Below are 17,906 nucleotides of genomic sequence, written 5' to 3' on the forward strand. Positions count from 1 at the left end.
AGGAAGACATGACACTCACGAAAAGACTGGCCGCGCTCGCCCTTGCCACGGCGGCCACCGGCGCCCAGGCCGCCGACGATCTGAAGATCGGCCTGGTGCTGCCGCTGTCCGGGCCCTTCGCGGCCCACGGACAGCAGATCGAGAACAGCGTGCGCCTGTACATGAAGGAGCACGGCGACACCGTTGCGGGCCGCAAGATCCGGCTCATCGTCAAGGACGACACCGGCATCGCCCCGGCCATCAGCAAGCGCCAGGCCCAGACCCTGCTGATCCAGGACAGGGTGGATATCCTGGCCGGATTCGGCATGACGCCCTCGGCCTTTTCCGTGGCGCCGCTGGCCACCGAGACCCGGACGCCCATGATCGTCATGAACGCGGCGACCTCGTCCATCACCACCAAATCCGACTACGTCGTCCGGACCTCGTTCACCCTGCCCCAGGTCACGACGCCGATCGCCGCCTGGGCCCTGAAGAACGGCATCAAGACGGTCTACACCATCGTCTCCGACTACGGCCCCGGACACGATGCCGAAGGGCAGTTCATCAGGGCCTTCGAGGCAGGCGGCGGGAAGATCGCCGGTTCGACACGCACGCCGGTGAGCACCCCGGACTTCGCGCCTTTTCTCCAGAAGGCCAAGGATGTCCGGCCGGACGCCGTGTTCCTGATGCTGCCTGCCGGCGAACAGGGCGTGGCCTTTGCCAAGGGCTTCAAAGAACGCGGCCTGGACAAGGCGGGCATCCGCCTGATCGCCACCGGCGACATCACCGACGAGGGGGTGCTGGACGCCATGGGCGACGCCGCCGTGGGGATGATCACCTCCTTCCACTATTCGCAGGCCCACGATTCGCAGGAAAACAAGGCGTTCGTCCAGGCCTATACGCAGGCCTATCCCGGCGAACGCCCCAACTTCTGGTCGGCGGGCGGCTACGACGGCATGCACCTGATCTACGAGACGCTGAAAAAGACCGGCGGCCGCACCGGCGACGCCTTCATGGCCGCGGCCCGCGGCATGCACTGGGAGAGTCCGCGCGGTCCGGTGTCCATCGATCCGGTCACGCGCGATATCGTGCAGAACGTCTACATCCGCAAGGTCGAACGCGTTGACGGCGTGCTGCAGAACGTCGAGTTCGACACGGTTCCCGACGTCAAGGATCCCGGCAAATAAGCCCGGCGCCGGCATGCCCGGGCGTGCGCCACCACGCGCCCGGCCCTACACTGCACACATGGCCCCGCCGCTTCGCGACATCGCTCTCTTGGTGCAGGTACGTTCCCGCCACGGGCGGCCGGCGCACGCGCTGGCCGCGCTCCTGCTGGCCCTGTGCTGCGCGGGACCGGCACACGCCGCGCACATTCTGGTGGACGCAGGCCACGGACCGGAACGGCCGGGGGCGATCGGCGCCAGCGGCCGCGCAGAGTATCTGTACAACCGCGATCTGGCCGCCGCCCTCGTCCGCGTGCTCGCGGCGCTGGGCCATCGGACCACCCGGGTCGAAGGCATCGCCACGGACATCCCGCCCGCCCGACGTCCGGCAGGCGCACCTGCCGCCGATCTGCTGGTCTCGATCCATCACGATGCGGCGCAGGCGCGGTATCTGCAAGCGGGCAGGCAGGCGGAATTCGCGGGGTATTCGATTTTCATCTCGATGCAGAATCCCCATCCGGCTCGCAGCCTGCGATGTGCTCAAGAGATGGGTTCACAACTGCGGGCAGTTGGGGAACGGCCGTCCGAATACCACGCCGAACGGGTCGAGGGTGAAAACCGGCCCTTTCTCGACCGCCGATTGGGAGTACACCGCTACGACGGCCTGGCGGCGCTGCGGCACGCGCCCATGCCGGCCGTGCTGATCGAGGCGGGCGTCATCATCAATCCTGCGGAAGAAGCCCGGCTGAGGAGGCCGGAGACGATCAAGCGGCTGGCGGGGGCGATTGCGCGGGGGGTGAGCGCTTGTTTGAAGGGTCCTCGTGGCGGGGATTGACCCGCTACGCGAGATCGAAACCGATCAGTTCGGCTTCGTCGCCGCTTCCGGGTAAAGTTCCGGGAACAAGAACTGCAGGCTGTCGAGCGGCATGCCCCAGCGCACCGGTCCAGCGGCTGAATCGCTCACGATCAGACCGTCCTTCAGCAATCTTGAGATCAAAGACCGGGCCGTGCGCTCGCCCAGGTTCGTCATTTGGGTAAATTCCTTGCGCAGGAGAGGCCCGGCAGCGAACAAATGGTAGAGCGGCAGGATGGCCTCCATGCGCACGGCCTTATCCTGCGCGTGACGGAACGTGATGAGCGCTTCGATGCGTTGCCGCATCCCATCCAGCTCAAGCATACGGCCCATGAACTTCACTTGGTCCTCGCAGACACCGAGAAAGAACTCGATCCACTCGTTGAGGCCTGCAGTCGTCAGGTTGCCCCTACCGTCCAAGTCTCCGCGACGCGGCGCATCTGCATTGTGCAATCGGGCGTAATAGTCCACCGTCGTGCGAGCCAAGCCCCTGCTTGGGGACCATAGGCCGTCAGACAACTGCCAAAGAGCGCAGTGGCTCTGCAGCCTGGCAGCGCGGCCATTGCCGTCCAGGAAGGGATGCACCCATGTCGCACGGTGGTGCATGCACGCGACCTGGATGAGGTGCTGGTCCCAGGAGCGTCGTCGGTCGTAGACCTCATCCATGCGTTCCATAAAGCGGGGCAAGGATGCCGCGGTAGGCGGGATGTGCAGACCGACCTCGACGTCCTCGTCCCGAATCTTCCCTGGGTTGACGATGCGACCATCGTCCGTCGTCCGGTCCTCTGCCGCGAGCCGGGCGTAAAGGGCGTCGTGGGCCTTGGTCATGAACGCCGCTGTCATCGGAGACTCGCCCTCGGCAACCAGGCGCTCTAGCTCGATTTCCGCCTCGATGTGCGCCAGCGCGACCCGCTGTAGCCGCGCCACGTCGGGCTTGTCGGAAAACTGCTGATGCAGCGCGGCATCGATGTGGAGGGGATGGGTGCTCTGTCCCTCGATGCGGTTCGAATAGTACGAGTTCATGGAACGCACCTGTTCGCGGATCGTTTCACGCGAAGAAGCGTGAGCCATACCGGTCAAGCGGATTGCTTCGCGCGCAATCTCGGCCGCCTTGTCGGTCATGGCAGGAGGAATGCTCGCAGGAACCAGGGGTTCGAACTGATGCGGGGAATCGTACATATTTTTGCCGCCTTTTTTGCCGCCTTTTTTATCAATTTAGTACATTGATAATTAAAGGAATTATAAGCAATAAAGACCATCAAAAAAATAAAATTTTGCCGCCTTTTTTACCAGTCTTCTAGCCGGTCTTTATGCCAGTGACGTGACCGACTGTTCCCGACGCGGGCAATCTCCATGGGAACCTGCCCTGAAACAGGCCACACCCGGCTCCTCAGCAGCGTTTACTCCCCCACATGTAACAACTCCCCACCCACCCCTTGAAACCCCGGGAATCGTCCTTATAATTAGCACTCGATGGGGTGGAGTGCTAACAATGCCCTGCCCCCGCACCCTCAATTTCTTATGTACAGGAGTTCCTCCATGGCACTGCGTCCTTTGCACGATCGCGTGATCGTCAAGCGTCTGGACAACGAGCGCACCACCGCCTCGGGTATCGTCATCCCTGACAGCGCGGCTGAAAAGCCCGATCAGGGCGAAGTCCTGGCCGTCGGCCCGGGCAAGAAGACCGAGGACGGCAAAGTGATCCCGGTCGACCTGAAGGTCGGTGACAAGGTTCTGTTCGGCAAGTACGCCGGCCAGTCCGTCAAGGTCGATGGCGAGGAAGTGCTCGTCATCCGCGAGGAAGAAGTCCTCGCCGTGATCCTGTAAGCCACCTCACTGTTCAATCCCAAGGAATTTCAACATGGCTGCAAAGCAAGTTTATTTCGGTGACGACGCCCGCTCGCGCATCGTCCGCGGTGTCAACATCCTGGCCAACGCCGTCAAGACCACCATGGGCCCCAAGGGTCGCAACGTGGTGCTGGACCGCTCCTTCGGCGCCCCCACCGTGACCAAGGACGGTGTCTCCGTCGCCAAGGAAATCGAACTGAAGGACAAGTTCGAAAACATCGGCGCCCAACTGGTCAAGGAAGTCGCTTCCAAGACCTCCGACAACGCCGGTGACGGCACCACCACCGCCACCGTGCTGGCCCAGGCCATCGTCGAAGAAGGCCTGAAGTACGTGGCCGCCGGCATCAGCCCCATGGACCTGAAGCGCGGCATCGACAAGGCCGTAGTTGCCGCCGTCGACAGCCTGCACGCGCTGTCCAAGCCCTGCACCACCAGCAAGGCCATCGCTCAAGTCGGCTCGATCTCGGCCAACAGCGACACCTCCGTCGGTGAAATCATCGCCAACGCGATGGACAAGGTCGGCAAGGAAGGCGTCATCACCGTCGAAGACGGCAAGTCCCTGGAAAACGAACTCGACGTCGTCGAAGGCATGCAGTTCGACCGCGGCTACCTGTCGCCCTACTTCATCAACAACCCGGACAAGCAAGTCGCCGTCCTGGAAGATCCGTTTGTCCTGATTTTCGACAAGAAGATCAGCAACATCCGCGACCTGCTGCCGGTCCTGGAACAAGTCGCCAAATCCAGCCGTCCGCTGCTGATCGTGGCTGAAGACGTCGAAGGCGAAGCCCTGGCGACCCTGGTCGTCAACAACATCCGTGGCATCCTGAAGACCACCGCCGTCAAGGCCCCGGGCTTCGGCGACCGCCGCAAGGCCATGCTGGAAGACATCGCCATCCTGACGGGCGGCACGGTGATCTCCGAAGAAACCGGCCTGTCGCTGGAAAAGGCGACCCTGGCCGAGCTGGGCCAGGCCAAGCGCATCGAAGTGGCCAAGGAAAACACCACCGTCATCGACGGCGCCGGCGATGCCAAGAACATCGAAGCCCGCGTCAAGCAGATCCGCGCCCAGATCGAAGAAGCCACGTCCGACTACGACCGTGAAAAGCTGCAGGAACGCGTCGCCAAGCTGGCGGGCGGTGTGGCCGTCATCCGCGTCGGCGCTGCGACCGAAGTCGAAATGAAGGAAAAGAAGGCCCGCGTCGAAGACGCCCTGCACGCCACGCGTGCGGCCGTCGAAGAAGGCATCGTCCCGGGCGGCGGCGTCGCGCTGATCCGCGCCAAGGCCGCCGTGGCCAAGGTCAAGGGCGACAACGCCGACCAGGACGCCGGCATCAAGCTGGTCCTGCGCGCCATCGAAGCCCCGCTGCGCACCATCGTCAGCAACGCCGGCGACGAAGCCAGCGTGATCGTGAACGCGGTTGCTCAGGGTGAAGGCAACTACGGCTACAACGCCGCCACCGGCGAGTACGGCGATCTGGTCGAGCAAGGCGTCATCGACCCGACCAAGGTCACCCGCACCGCGCTGCAAAACGCCGCCTCGGTCGCCAGCCTGCTGCTGACCACCGAAGCCGCCGTGGCCGAAATCGTTGAAGACAAGCCCGCTGCTCCGATGCCCGACATGGGCGGCATGGGTGGCATGGGCGGCATGGGCGGCTTCTAAGCCCCTGCCCTTCCCGGTCCGGCGCCGCGTGCGCCGGCCGGAACCCGGCTCAGCATTGAAAAATCCCCGTCACCTCACCGTGACGGGGATTTTTTTGCACGCTACGCAGCCGGGCGCGCCGCAAAGGCCGCCCGGATCGATCAGGCGACGACCGACAGCAGCGCCGCCGCCTCGCGGGCCGCGACCCGGCCTTCGTCGGTGGGGATGACCCAGATTTCCACGGCGCTATCGGGCGCATGGATGGCATGGGCGGCTTTGCCGTCGGCCTCGCGATTGCGCTGCCAATCCATGCGGATGCCCAGCCAGGCCAGGCGCACGCACACTTGTTCGCGCAGCACGACGTCGTTTTCGCCGATGCCGCCGCTGAACGCCAGCACGTCCAGTCCGCCCAGGCAGGCGAGCATCCCGCCGGTCTCGCGCACCACGCGATGGGTGAACAGATCGATGGCGCGGCGCGCGTCCGCGCTGCGTTCGCCGCCCTGGGCGACTTCCTCGCGCAGCCTGCGCATGTCGGCCGAAAAGCCCGACACGCCGAGCAGCCCGCTTTGCTTGTACAGCAGCTTTTCGAGCTGCGCGTGCGCCCAGCCTTGCTCCAGCAGATACAGCAGCAGTCCTGCGTCCAGCGAACCGCTGCGCGTCCCCATCACCAGGCCGTCGAGCGCCGAGAAGCCCATGGTCGTGGACATGCTGACGCCGTCGCGGCAGGCGCACAGGCTGGCGCCGTTGCCCAGGTGGGCCATGACCACACGGCCATTGGCGCGCAGCGTCTGCCGTTGCAGGACGGACATGATGTACTGGTATGACAGGCCGTGAAAGCCGTAGCGGCGCACGCCCGCATCGCGCAGCTCACGCGGCAGCGCAAACGCATAGTCCACCTCGGGCATGCCGGCATGGAAGGCCGTGTCAAAGCAGGCGATCTGCGGCACATCGGGAAACGCGGCGCTGAACTGGCGGATGCCTTCGAGGTTGTGCGGCTGGTGCAGCGGCGCCAGCGAATTGAAACGCGACAGGCGCTGCAGCACCTCGTCGGTCACCCGCACGCTTTCGGTATAGACGCCGCCGCCGTGCACCACCCGGTGGGCCACGGCCGTGATGCCGACGCTTTCCAGCGATTGCACCAGGGCGCGCAGGCGCCTGAGCGCGGCGACGAACACGGCGCCGTCCTCGGGGACCGCCAGGGTTTCCTGGCGTTTTTCCCCCTGGTATTTCCAGTCCATACGGGGGCTGCCGCCCGGTTCCAGGCCCTGGACGCACCCAGACAGCGCGTGCGGCTGCACCCGGCCGCCTTCGAGCGGATGCAGCGAAAACTTCAACGAGGAGGAGCCGGCGTTGACGGCAAGTATGGCCATGAAGCGATCCTTTCTATGTCACTTTCCAGTGTCGATCAGGGCTGCCGCTCAGCCCTGTTTCCAGGCATCGGCAGCCTGCTGCCGACGCTGATCGTGCGCAACCAGCACGGCCAGCACGGCGGACGCCACGCGAGCCCTCGGGCCATCGGCCCGGCTGGTCAGGGCGATCGGCACGCGCGCGCCCAACACCAGGCCCGAGCCGCTGGCGCCTGCCAGGTACTCAAGCTGCTTGGCCACCATATTGCCGCTTTCCAGATCGGGTACCGCCAGGATGTCGGCCTGGCCCGCGACCTCGGACACGATGCCTTTGATCGCCACGGCTTCCTGCGAGATGGCATTATCGAAAGCCAGCGGCCCGTCGAGCAAACCGCCGGTGATCTGGCCGCGATCGGCCATCTTGCACAGCGCGGCGGCATCGAGGGTCGACGGAAGGCTGGGCGTCACCGTCTCCACGGCCGACAAAATCGCCACCTTGGGCTGGTCCGTGCCCATGATCCGCGCGAAGTCGATGGCGTTCTGGATGATGTCCGCCTTGTCCAGCAGCGTCGGCGCGATATTGATGGCGGCGTCGGTGATCAGCAGGGGCTTGGGGTACAGCGGCACGTCGAAACGGAAGATGTGCGACAGCCGACGGCCCGTGCGCAGCGCTTTTTGGGCCAGCACGGCCTTGAGCAGTTCGTCCGTGTGCAAGCTGCCCTTCATCAGGATTTCGACCTCGCGGCGCGCGGCCATGTCCGCGGCCAGCTCGGCGGCGGCGTGGCTGTGCTCCACGGACAGGATCTCGACGCCTTCCAGGCGGATGCCGGCCTCTTCGGCCACGCGGCGGATGCGGCCCTCGGGGCCGATCAGCACGGGCCGGATCAGGCCGTGCGCAGCGGCGTCCATGGCGCCGGTCAGCGAGCCCGCGTCGCAAGGATGGGCCACCGCACAGCGCAGGGCTTCCAGCCCTGCCGCGCGCGCCAGCAGCTCCTTGAGGCGTGCCTCGGGGTCAAAGTGCGGGATACGCGGCGTATTCATATCGGGGGTTGGGGTGTTCATGGCAGGGTTTCGACAGATCCGGGGCTGACATTGTGCTGGCGCCGCGCATGGGCGAATTTGATACGAATCAACATTACTACGGGCAGGGTCTTACCCGTTCAAAGACGACACACTATAAATCCAGCGCAAAACGACCGCTTCCGCCGGTGCCGCCAGAAATCTGACCTACTATACGAACCGAGCGCCTCCCGGCGACATCTTTCCAAGGAACGATCGACATGACAATCACAACCGTCGGCATCATCGGCGCCGGCACCATGGGCAACGGCATTGCGCAGGCCTGCGCAGTCTCCGGCATCAATGTCGTGATGGTGGACATTTCCGAAGCCGCCGTGCAAAAGGGCCTGGCCACCGTGGCCGGCAGCCTGGATCGCCTGATCAAGAAGGAAAAAATCACCGAAGCCGACAAGGCCGCCGCGCTGGCCCGCATCCAGACCTCGATCCGCTACGAAGACCTGAAGCCCGCTCAACTGGTCATCGAGGCCGCGACCGAGAACGACGCGCTCAAGGTCAAGATCCTGCAGCAGCTGGACGCGCTGCTGGGCGAAGACGTGCTCATCGCCACCAACACCTCGTCCATCTCCATCACCCGGCTGGCCGCTGCAACCCGGCGCGCCGACAAATTCATCGGCATGCACTTCTTCAACCCCGTGCCCATGATGGCGCTGGTGGAGATCATCGTCGGCCTGCAGACCTCGGACGCCACGCACGACGCCGTCCAGGCCCTGGCCCGGCGCCTGGGCAAGACGCCGATCACCGTCAAGAACGCGCCGGGCTTCGTGGTCAACCGCATCCTCATCCCGATGATCAACGAAGCCTTCTTCGTGCTGGCCGAAGGCGTCGCAACGGCCGAGGACATCGACGCCGGCATGAAACTGGGCTGCAATCAGCCCATCGGCCCGCTGGCCCTGGCCGACATGATCGGCCTGGACGTGTGCCTGGCCGTGATGGAGGTCTTCCTGGAGGAGTTCGGCGACGGCAAGTACCGCCCCTGCCCGCTGCTCAAGGAAATGGTGGCCGCCGGCCGCCTGGGCCGCAAGACCGGCCAGGGTGTGTATTCCTACTAGGCTGCGAGTCCGGCCCTGTCGGGCCGGGCGCGGCGCCCATCTATTACAATGCCGGCACTACCCCGACCTGCCGCCCCCATGACCCAGCCATCCCCCTACAAAAGCACCGGCGGACTGCTGCGCATCGCGCGCGCCCTCGGCTATTCGCTGCAGGGGCTGGGTGCGGCGTGGCGCCACGAAGCCGCGTTCCGTCAGGAAACCGCGCTGGCGGTGATCCTGATCCCGCTGGGTCTGTGGCTGGGCGACACTGCGCTGGAACGGCTGCTGCTGGCCGGCATGCTGGTGCTGGTGCTGGTGGTGGAACTGATCAATTCCGCGATCGAGGCGCTGGCCGACGCGATCAGCACGGATCACCACCCCTTGCTGGGGCGCGCCAAGGACATCGGCAGCGCGGCGGTGCTGCTGACGCTGCTGCTGACGGGCGCCGCCTGGGCGGCGGTCCTGGCGCCGCGCTGGTGGCCGTCCTGAATGCAGAAACACGCGGCTGGCGCGCGTGCGACACACGGCGGCGAGCCGCGCAACCCGCCTTTCTCCAACCCCCTACGACATACGGCCTGACCCCATGACCTTCATCGACAAGCTGAACCGCGCCTGGGCCGCCCAGGACTCCCTGCTGATGGTCGGCCTGGACCCGGACCTTCGGCGCTTTCCCAAGGAACTGGCCGGTCGCCCGGACGCAATCACCGAGTTCTGCCTGCGCATCGTCGAGGCCACCGCACCCTATGCCTGCGGTTTCAAGCCGCAGATCGCGTATTTTGCCGCGCTGGGCGCCGAGGATCAGTTGCAGGACATCTGCCGGACGATCCGCGAACGGCATCCGGATCTGCCCATCGTGCTGGACGCCAAGCGCGGCGACATCGGCAGCACGGCCTCCCAATACGCGCGCGAAGCCTATGAGCGCTACGGCGCCGACGCCGTCACCGTCAGCCCCTATCTGGGGCGCGACTCGGTACAGCCCTATCTGGACTACAACGACCGCGGGGTCATCATCCTGTGCCGCACCTCCAACCCCGGCGGCGCCGACCTGCAGGAGATGCGCCTGGCCAACGGCATGCCGCTGTATCTGCACGTGGCCGACCTGGTGGCGCGGACCTGGAACACGACGGGCCAGTGCGCCCTGGTGGTGGGCGCGACCTTCCCCGACGAGATCGCCCAGGTGCGCCGCCGGATCGGCGATATGCCGCTGCTGATCCCCGGCGTGGGCGCCCAGGGCGGCGACATCCCCGCCACGGCACGGGCCGGCCGCACGGCGGCGGGCACGGGCATGATGATCAACTCGTCCCGTGCGATCCTGTACGCCAGCCAGGGCGACGATTGGGCGCAAGCCGCCGCCCTGGCCGCCCGTGCAACGCGCGATGCCATCCGCGCGGCACTGCAGGACTGACGGACGCCCATGACCCTCGACTATCGCTGGCTCTACGACACGGTCCGCGCGCGTTTCGACTCCGATGCGGCGCTGGAGGCCTTTCTGCCCCAGTCACTGACGCCCCAGGCCCTGAAGGAACAAGGCGACGACCGCTATCTGTCCGCGATGACGCGCCGGGTCTTTCACGCGGGCGTGCAGCACACCATGGTCGATGCCAAGTGGCCTGAATTCGAAAAGGCGTTCGAGGGGTTCGTCCCCGAAATCATGGCGCAGCTCGGCCCGGATCAGATCGAAGCGCACATGAAAAACGAGCGGATCATCCGCGACCGCGCCAAGATCAAGAGCATCCCCGAAAACGCCCGCTTCATCCTGGACATCCGCCAGGAACGGGGCGCCGGCTTCGGCGCGTTCCTGGCCGACTGGCCGGACACCGACACCATCGGCCTGTGGCGCCTGCTGGCCAAGCGGGGCGCGCGCCTGGGCGGACGCTCGGCCGCCGGCTTCCTGCGCCTGGCCGGCAAGGATACATTCCTGCTGACCAGCGACGTGGTGGCGCGGCTAAAGGCCGCCGGCGTCATCGACCGTGAACCCACCAGCCAGCGCGATCAGCAGGCCGTACAGGACGCCTTCAACGCCCTGCAGCAGGCCTCGGGCCGGCCGCTCTGCCAACTGTCGGCCCTGATGTCCCTGAGCATCAATCCGATGTTCTGAGGTTCTGAAGGCAGGCGGCGCGGTTCGTACGCGCCAGACACACGGCCAGCACAGCCGGTGCCGCACCTGCCGCACCCTGTTCAGGCCTTCCCCAACTCCACCAGCGCCGCCTGCAGGGCGCGGCGCACGGCGGCGGTGCGCACCGCATCCCGGTCACCCTCGAAGACCTGGGTGAACGCGCGGGTCACGATCCCGGGACCGGCGCGGCGGGCGATGCCGAAGCACACCATGCCGACCGGCTTGCCCGGGGTGGCGCCGCCCGGCCCGGCGATGCCCGTGGTGGACAAGGCCAGATGGGCCTGGGGGACCGCCGCCAGCACGCCGCCGGCCATTTCCATGGCGGTTTCCTCGCTGACGGCGCCGAAGCGTTCCAGGGTGTCGGGCGACACCCGCAGTTGTTCGATCTTGGCGGCGTTGCTGTAGGTGACGAAACCGCGCTCGAACCACAGGCTGGAGCCGGGGCAGGACGTGATGGCGCCCGCCAGCAGCCCGCCGGTGCAGGATTCCGCCGTGGCGCACAGCCAGCCGGCAGCGCGCAGCGCAGCGCCCACTTCGCCCGCCAGGGCGCGCATTTCGCGTTCGTTCATGACAGTACCCCCAGGCGGACGAGCAGCGCCCCGACCAGCAAAGCGTACAGGGCCGCGACGATGTCGTCGATCATGACCCCGAAGCCGTTCTTGAAGCGCCGGTCGAACAGGCTGACCGGCGGCGGTTTGACGATGTCGAAGAAGCGGAACAGCACGACCGAGACGGCCTGCGCCCAGAACCCGTGCGGCATCAGCCACAGCACCAGCCAGATGGCGACGATCTCGTCCCAGTTGATGCCGCTGTGATCCGGTACGCCCAGGGCGTCGCCGCAACGCTGGGCGGCCCAACAGCCGATGCCGAAGGACAGCAGCAGGACCAGCGCCATCCAGCCGTCCGCCAGATCGCGCAGCAGGACGGCCCACAGCAGCCAGCCCACCAGCGTCCCCCAGGTGCCGGGAGCCGGATACACCAGGCCGGAACCCAGGCCAAAGGCCAGGATCCGTTCGGGGCGGGCAAAGACCCAGGCGGCGGACGGACGCACGGCAGGCCCGGCGGGCGCCTTTGAAGCAGTCTGATGGGTCATGCGATATCCCCGCACGGTGCGGAAAAATGATCGAAGCCCCGGCGCGTCACCGACACGGCCTGGCCCGCGCCATCCAGCACGCGCGCGCCCTGGCCGCGCACCAGCGTGCCCACCCGGGTCACCGGGACATTCAATTGGCGCCCCAGGGCTTCGATCTGCTCGCGCCACAAGGGCCGGGCAGTGAAACACAATTCGTAGGCGTCCCCGCCGGACAGCATGGCCTCGCGGCGCAGGGACTCGTCCAGGCCGGCCAGCGCCGGATGCGCCGGCAAGGCATCCAGCCACAGTTCGGCGCCGCAGTGGCTGGCCTGAAGGATATGGTCAAAATCCTGCAGCAAGCCGTCGGACACGTCGATGGCCGCATGGGCCACGCCGGCCAGATAGCGGCCCAGTTTCAGGCGCGGCATGGGGCGGTCCAGCGCAGGCCGGGTGGCGCGCAGGCGTTCGGGATCGGGGGGCAATTGCCCCAGCGCCAGACGCAGCGCCAGATCGGCCGCGCCCAGCGTGCCGGACACCCAGACGTCATCGCCGACGCGGGCCGCATCACGGCGCAAGGCGTGTGAACGGCGGACTTCGCCCAGCACGGTGATGCTGAGCACCACCGCGTCGCCGCGCGTGGTATCCCCCCCCACCAAAGGGCAATGGGATTCGCGGGCCAGGGTGTGAAAGCCGTCGGCAAAGGCTGCCAGCCAGGCATGGTCGACGGCGGGCAGCGACAGCGCCAGCGTGCAGGCCAGGGGCCGGGCGCCCATGGCCGCCAGATCGGACAGATTGACGGCCAGGGCCTTGTGCCCCAGGGCCTGAGGATCGACGTCCGGCAGGAAATGCCGGCCCTCGACCAGCATGTCGGTGCTGACGGCCAGTTCGCAGCCCTGCGACAGCGGCATCAAGGCGCAATCGTCGCCCACGCCCAGCATCCGCTCGGGCGCCGGCCGCTTGAAATAGCGCGAGATCAGGTCGAATTCGCCATCCGCCTGCATAAGTCCACCTTGCGGCGCCTCAACGGCGCGCCGTCGCCTGGACCTCGGGGGCGCGGACTTCGGCGGCGAGTTTGTCGAGCACGCCGTTGACGAAGCGATAGCCGTCCGTGCCGCCGAACGACTTGGCCAGTTCGACGGCCTCGTTGATGGCCACGCGGTAGGGGACTTCGACGTGCTGGACGAGTTCGAAACTGCCGATCAGCAGCACGGCGTGTTCGATGGGGGACAGTTCCGCCAGCGGCCGGTCGATGTAGGGCACGAACCGTTCGCGCAGCGTGACGGCCTGGGTGGCCGCCCCCTGCAACAGGGTCTGATACCACTGGGCGTCGGCCTGGTCGAAGTCCTCGCCGTCGCGCACGTGGGCGTCGATCTCGCCGAGCTCGCCCAGATCGGCGCCGCCGCGCAGCAGCCAGGCGTACACGCCCTGCAGCGCGAATTCGCGCGCCAGACGGCGCGCGCTACGGGCGTTGGCGCGGCCGGCGCGCGCGGGTTTGGACTCAGTCATCGACATCCTCGTCGTCCTCGTCGTCGAAGTCGTCGTCCTCGTCTTCGTCGTCCTCGGATTCAGGTTCCAGGGCGGCGACCAGATTGGCCATTTCGACGGCGGCGCGGGCGCAGTCGCGTCCCTTGTCGGCCGCGCGGACCTGGGCCTGCTCGTCGGTGTCGGTGGTCAGCACGCCGTTGGCGACCGGGATGCCGGTTTCCAGGGCGATGCGGCTGATGGCCGACGCCGATTCGTTGCTGACGATTTCAAAGTGATAGGTGTCGCCGCGGATCACGGCGCCCAGAGCGATCAGGGCGTCGAATTCGAAGGTTTCAGCCATCTGGGCCAAGGCCACGCCCATTTCCAGCGCGCCGGGCACGGACACCACCATGACGTCGCGCTCATCGACACCCAGGGCAGCCAGTTCGTCCAGGCAGGTCTGCAGTTCGGCGGTGCCGATTTCTTCGTTGAACCGAGCACGCACGATGCCGATATGCAGGCCTTCCCCGTTCATGTCGGGGGTCATCACGTAGGGGTTCATAGTCGCGATTCCTTGATCAATCAGGTCGCGGCGTCGGATACGCCGGGTTCGTTATGGTAACCCGTAATGGTCAGGGAGAACCCTGCCATGCTGGGCATTTTGCGCGGCCGCGCCAGCAGCCGGGCCTGGCCCACGCCGAGGTCGCGCAGGATCTGCGCACCGATGCCGAACGTGCGCAGGCCGTGGCGTTCGCCGTCGACGGCCGGCCGGGCGGGCTGGGCGTCACCCGCGCTGCGGGCCCAGGCGTCGAACTGCGCGAACAGCAGGTCGGCGCCGCCGTGGCAGTTCAACAGCACCAGGACGCCGCTGGGCGCCTGCGTGATGGCCTGCAGGGCCTGGGGAATGGTCCAGCTATGGCTGGTGGCGCCTTCGCACAGCAGGTCCAGCACGCTGGCCGGCTCGTGCACGCGCACCAGGGCCTCGGCGTCAGGCTGGATGTCGCCATGCACCAGCGCCAGGTGCGGCGCGTTGGAGGCGCGGTCCCGGTAGGCCACGGCGCGGAACGATCCCCAGGGGGTGTTCACCGGGCGCTCGACCAGGCGTTCGATCATGGATTCATGTTCGCTGCGGTACTGGATCAGGTCGGCGATGGTGCCGATCTTCAGTCCGTGCTCCTTGGCGAAGACCATCAGGTCCGGCAGACGCGCCATGGTGCCGTCGGGCTTGAGGATTTCGCAGATCACGGAAGCCGGGGTCAGGCCCGCCATGGCAGTCAGGTCGCAGCCGGCCTCGGTGTGGCCGGCGCGCACCAGCACGCCGCCCTGGACGGCGCGCACGGGGAAGATGTGACCCGGCTGGACCAGATCGGCCGGCCGCGCGTCGCGCGCCACGGCCGCCTGGATGGTGCGTGCGCGGTCAGCCGCGGAAATGCCGGTGCCCACGCCCTCGGCGGCCTCGATGGAGACCGTGAAATTGGTGCCGTAGCGGGTGCCGTTCTGGTTGGACATCATCGACAACTGCAACTGCTCGCAGCGTTCGTGCGTCAGCGTCAGGCAGACCAGCCCGCGCGCGTGGGTCACCATGAAGTTGATCGCGTCGGGCGTGACGAAATCCGCCGCCAGGACCAGGTCGCCCTCGTTCTCGCGGTCTTCTTCGTCCACCAGGATGACCATGTGGCCGGCCCGCAGCTCGTTCACGATCTCCTGGACCGGGGAAATGTCGAAGGGCGGCTCGATCGGCGCCGCGCCGGATGCGCTGTTCATGGATGTGCCTAGTCAAATTAAGAAAAAACGGATTGTGGGCATTTTAGCCCTTGGCGCTCTCCGGTCCGCCCAGCAGGGCGTCGGCGAATTCCGCGGCGACGAAGGGCTGCAGGTCCTGCATGCCCTCACCCACGCCGATCCAGTACACGGGCACGGGCCGCACCCCCTGGCTGCCGGCCGCCACCGCCGCCAGCGTCCCGCCCTTGGCCGTGCCGTCGAGCTTGGTGACGACCAGGCCGGTCAGGCCCAGCGCGGCGTCGAAGGCGCGGATCTGCGCCAGCGCGTTCTGGCCGGTATTGCCGTCCACCACCAGCAGGACCTCGTGGGGCGCGTTGGCATCGGCCTTGCCGATGACGCGCTTGATCTTCTTCAGCTCTTCCATCAGGTGCAGCTGGGTCGGCAGCCGGCCCGCCGTGTCGACCAGCACCACGTCCGCCGCACGCGCGCGGCCGGCATTGACCGCATCGAAGGCCACGGCCGCCGGGTCGCCGCCCTCCTGGGCGATGACCGTGACGCCGTTGCGCGCGCCCCAGGCCACCAGTTGCTCACGGGCCGCCGCGCGGAACGTGTCGCCGGCGGCCAGCAGCACCGAGGCCTGGCGTTCCCGCAGGGCATGGGCCAGCTTGCCGATGGAGGTGGTCTTGCCCGCGCCATTGACCCCCGCGATCATGACCACCATCGGCGCGGCCTCGCCCACCACAAACGGCTTTTCCAGGACCTTCAGGTGCTCGGCCAGAATGTCGCGCAGCGCGGCGCGCACGGCTTCGGGCTGCTCGATGCGCTGGCGCCGCACGTGCGCGCGCAGTTCCGCCAGCAGCTTTTCCGTGGCTTCGACCCCGGCGTCGGCCATGATGAGCGCAGTTTCCAGTTCCTCGAACAGGCTCTCATCGACCTTGACCCCGACGAACAGGCCGCCCAGGCTCTGGCCGGTGCGCGACAGGCCGCGCCGCAGCCGGCCCAGCCAGGAGCCGGAAGATGCGGGCTCGGCGGCCGCCGCGGCCTTGGCGGTATGATCCAGCCGCGCCAGCGGATCGGCCGTCTCGTCCGGCCGGTCCGACCAGGCATCGGGCGGCTGCTGCGCGGGCGCCTCGACGGGCGCGGGCTCGGCGCCGTCCGTGAACTCGGATACGGAGTCGGCCGCCAGGGGCGGCAATTCAGGTGGCGCCGTCGTGGGGACCGCCACGCCGGACGCGGTGGCGCCGGGCGGCAGTTCGGTCGGCGCCACCGGCGCCACTTCGGGCGCATCCAGCGCGTCCGGCACGTTGGGAACGGGGTCCGGCAAGAGCGCCGATTCCTGCGGCGCGGGCGCCTTTTTGCGTTTAAAGAAACTGAACATAGGCTTTACACTGAAAACGATCCGGCCAAGGCCCGGCGCAGACTGGGCGCCGCGACTCGACGCCGACTGCCCGCGCATGAAAAAACATCAGATCCGTATTGTAGGCGGTGCCTACCGCCGCACACCCATTTCGGTCCCGGACGGCGACCACCTGCGTCCGACGCCCGACCGGGTGCGGGAAACCCTGTTCAACTGGCTGGCCCATTTCTGGGACGGCGCCTTCGCCGGCCGCCGTGTGCTGGACCTGTTCGCCGGCACCGGTGCGCTGGGCTTCGAGGCCGCTTCCCGGGGCGTGGAGACCGTCCAACTGGTCGAGCAGGCCCCGGCCGCGCTGGCCGGCCTGCGGGCCGTCCAGGCCCGCCTGAAGGCGCCCGCCATCCGCATCCACGCGGGCGATGCCTGCGCCTTTCTGCGCGCCCAGCCGGCCCCGTCCTACGACCTGGTGATGCTCGATCCGCCTTTCGGCGCGGGCTGGCTGCCGCGCCTGCAGCCCCTGCTGGACCGGGCCGCGCTGCCAGGCAGCCTGCTGTACCTGGAATCCGAGGCCTCCCTGGACGCGCTGCCGCCGGAATGGGAGGTCTTGCGCCAGGGACGGGCGGGCCAGGTCCACTACGGGTTGATCCGGTTTGCTGCAATGCAAAAAAGTATGAATAATGGGCCCTCGGATTCCGCACATTGATTCCGTCAACCTATACGGAGACTCCATGATCACCGCCGTCTACCCGGGCACTTTCGACCCGCTCACCCGTGGGCACGAGGACCTCGTGCGACGGGCGGCCAGTCTGTTCGACCAGGTCGTCGTGGGCGTGGCCCACAGCCAGAACAAACGGCCGTTCTTCACGCTCCAGGAACGCCTGGAAATCGCCGAGGAGGTCCTGGGACACTACCCCAACGTGAGGGTGCGCAGTTTCGGCGGCCTGCTGAAGGATTTCGTGCGCGAACAGGACGCCCGCGTCATCGTGCGCGGCTTGCGCGCCGTGTCGGATTTCGAGTACGAATTCCAGATGGCCGGCATGAACCGCCACCTGCTGCCCGAAGTCGAGACCCTGTTCATGACCCCGTCGGACCAGTACCAGTTCATCTCCGGCACCATCGTGCGGGAAATCGCCATCCTGGGCGGTGACGTCAGCAAGTTCGTGTTCCCGTCCGTGGAACGCTGGCTGCACGCCAAGGCCAAGATCCTGCGCGAAGCGCAGGACGCAACGAACGGGAAGTAAG

General features: G+C 67.0%; 19 protein-coding genes and 1 pseudogene. 10 read left to right on the top strand and 10 right to left on the bottom strand.

Annotated elements, in window-relative coordinates:
* Window positions 1–8 precede the first annotated feature (8 nt).
* Both ACFO0J_RS00240 and ACFO0J_RS00245 read left to right on the top strand, forming a co-directional pair.
* Window positions 9–1,166: an ABC transporter substrate-binding protein gene (locus tag ACFO0J_RS00240; RefSeq protein ID WP_376811055.1), complete on the top strand. Its 1,158-nt coding sequence runs from the start codon at window positions 9–11 to the stop codon at window positions 1,164–1,166.
* Window positions 1,167–1,257: 91 nt separating this feature from the next.
* Window positions 1,258–1,977, top strand: coding sequence for an N-acetylmuramoyl-L-alanine amidase (locus ACFO0J_RS00245; protein WP_376811056.1), 720 nt, complete (start codon window positions 1,258–1,260; stop codon window positions 1,975–1,977).
* Window positions 1,978–2,001: 24 nt separating this feature from the next.
* On the opposite strand, the gene ACFO0J_RS00250 is transcribed toward ACFO0J_RS00245, so the two are convergent.
* Entirely contained in the window at window positions 2,002–3,174 is a 1,173-nt protein-coding gene (locus tag ACFO0J_RS00250; RefSeq protein ID WP_376811057.1) for a Fic family protein, read from the bottom strand.
* Between the two features lie 360 nt (window positions 3,175–3,534).
* Between ACFO0J_RS00250 and ACFO0J_RS00255 the strand changes: the two genes are divergently transcribed.
* Window positions 3,535–3,822 (top strand): co-chaperone GroES, encoded by a 288-nt coding sequence (locus ACFO0J_RS00255; RefSeq protein ID WP_343836007.1) that lies wholly within the window; start codon window positions 3,535–3,537, stop codon window positions 3,820–3,822.
* A 34-nt stretch (window positions 3,823–3,856) separates the two neighbouring features.
* Entirely contained in the window at window positions 3,857–5,503 is a 1,647-nt protein-coding gene (gene groL / locus ACFO0J_RS00260; protein ID WP_376811058.1) for a chaperonin GroEL, read from the top strand.
* Between the two features lie 140 nt (window positions 5,504–5,643).
* Here groL and ACFO0J_RS00265 read toward each other — a convergent pair whose 3' ends face one another.
* Window positions 5,644–6,852: an acetate/propionate family kinase gene (locus tag ACFO0J_RS00265; protein WP_376811059.1), complete on the bottom strand. Its 1,209-nt coding sequence runs from the start codon at window positions 6,850–6,852 to the stop codon at window positions 5,644–5,646.
* Window positions 6,853–6,900: 48 nt separating this feature from the next.
* Window positions 6,901–7,896, bottom strand: a pseudogene (locus ACFO0J_RS00270) (bifunctional enoyl-CoA hydratase/phosphate acetyltransferase); the annotation flags it as partial.
* Window positions 7,897–8,108: 212 nt separating this feature from the next.
* On the opposite strand from ACFO0J_RS00270, the gene ACFO0J_RS00275 reads away from it, so the two are divergent.
* The 4 genes from ACFO0J_RS00275 (at window position 8,109) to ACFO0J_RS00290 (ending at window position 11,034) form a co-directional block, all read left to right on the top strand.
* On the top strand, window positions 8,109–8,957 hold the full coding sequence (locus ACFO0J_RS00275; protein WP_376811060.1) for a 3-hydroxybutyryl-CoA dehydrogenase: 849 nt from the start codon (window positions 8,109–8,111) through the stop codon (window positions 8,955–8,957).
* A 78-nt stretch (window positions 8,958–9,035) separates the two neighbouring features.
* Entirely contained in the window at window positions 9,036–9,425 is a 390-nt protein-coding gene (locus tag ACFO0J_RS00280) for a diacylglycerol kinase (protein WP_376811061.1), read from the top strand.
* Window positions 9,426–9,519: 94 nt separating this feature from the next.
* A complete protein-coding gene (pyrF, locus tag ACFO0J_RS00285; RefSeq protein ID WP_376811062.1) occupies window positions 9,520–10,341 on the top strand; it encodes an orotidine-5'-phosphate decarboxylase in 822 nt (273 codons plus the stop codon).
* A 9-nt stretch (window positions 10,342–10,350) separates the two neighbouring features.
* Window positions 10,351–11,034 carry a DNA-3-methyladenine glycosylase I gene (locus ACFO0J_RS00290; protein WP_376811063.1) on the top strand — a complete coding sequence of 228 codons (684 nt, stop codon included), beginning with the start codon at window positions 10,351–10,353 and terminating at the stop codon, window positions 11,032–11,034.
* 80 nt (window positions 11,035–11,114) lie between these two features.
* On the opposite strand, the gene ACFO0J_RS00295 is transcribed toward ACFO0J_RS00290, so the two are convergent.
* The 7 genes from ACFO0J_RS00295 to ftsY are packed head-to-tail and all read right to left on the bottom strand — an operon-like array spanning window position 11,115 to window position 16,688.
* On the bottom strand, window positions 11,115–11,621 hold the full coding sequence (locus ACFO0J_RS00295) for a CinA family protein (RefSeq protein ID WP_376811064.1): 507 nt from the start codon (window positions 11,619–11,621) through the stop codon (window positions 11,115–11,117).
* Complete coding sequence (locus tag ACFO0J_RS00300) at window positions 11,618–12,145, bottom strand: phosphatidylglycerophosphatase A family protein (protein ID WP_376811065.1); 528 nt, start codon at window positions 12,143–12,145, stop codon at window positions 11,618–11,620. The genes ACFO0J_RS00295 and ACFO0J_RS00300 overlap by 4 nt, the downstream gene beginning before the upstream one ends.
* Window positions 12,142–13,125, bottom strand: coding sequence for a thiamine-phosphate kinase (gene thiL / locus ACFO0J_RS00305; protein WP_376811066.1), 984 nt, complete (start codon window positions 13,123–13,125; stop codon window positions 12,142–12,144). The genes ACFO0J_RS00300 and thiL overlap by 4 nt, the downstream gene beginning before the upstream one ends.
* A 19-nt stretch (window positions 13,126–13,144) precedes the next feature.
* On the bottom strand, window positions 13,145–13,630 hold the full coding sequence (gene nusB / locus ACFO0J_RS00310) for a transcription antitermination factor NusB (protein ID WP_376811067.1): 486 nt from the start codon (window positions 13,628–13,630) through the stop codon (window positions 13,145–13,147).
* Entirely contained in the window at window positions 13,623–14,150 is a 528-nt protein-coding gene (ribH, locus tag ACFO0J_RS00315; RefSeq protein ID WP_376811068.1) for a 6,7-dimethyl-8-ribityllumazine synthase, read from the bottom strand. The genes nusB and ribH overlap by 8 nt, the downstream gene beginning before the upstream one ends.
* 20 nt (window positions 14,151–14,170) lie before the next feature.
* Entirely contained in the window at window positions 14,171–15,352 is a 1,182-nt protein-coding gene (gene ribBA / locus ACFO0J_RS00320; protein WP_376811069.1) for a bifunctional 3,4-dihydroxy-2-butanone-4-phosphate synthase/GTP cyclohydrolase II, read from the bottom strand.
* A gap of 43 nt (window positions 15,353–15,395) precedes the next feature.
* Window positions 15,396–16,688 (bottom strand): signal recognition particle-docking protein FtsY, encoded by a 1,293-nt coding sequence (gene ftsY / locus ACFO0J_RS00325; RefSeq protein WP_376811070.1) that lies wholly within the window; start codon window positions 16,686–16,688, stop codon window positions 15,396–15,398.
* Window positions 16,689–16,764: 76 nt separating this feature from the next.
* Between ftsY and ACFO0J_RS00330 the strand changes: the two genes are divergently transcribed.
* Both ACFO0J_RS00330 and coaD read left to right on the top strand, forming a co-directional pair.
* The gene (locus tag ACFO0J_RS00330) at window positions 16,765–17,367 is read left to right on the top strand and encodes an RsmD family RNA methyltransferase (RefSeq protein ID WP_376811071.1); all 603 of its coding nucleotides are present in this window, start codon (window positions 16,765–16,767) and stop codon (window positions 17,365–17,367) included.
* A gap of 25 nt (window positions 17,368–17,392) precedes the next feature.
* Entirely contained in the window at window positions 17,393–17,905 is a 513-nt protein-coding gene (gene coaD, locus ACFO0J_RS00335; protein ID WP_376811072.1) for a pantetheine-phosphate adenylyltransferase, read from the top strand.
* The last annotated feature ends 1 nt before the right edge of the window (window position 17,906 follow it).

It is taken from the genome of Castellaniella hirudinis (assembly GCF_042651965.1).
GTDB lineage: Bacteria > Pseudomonadota > Gammaproteobacteria > Burkholderiales > Burkholderiaceae_B > Castellaniella > Castellaniella hirudinis.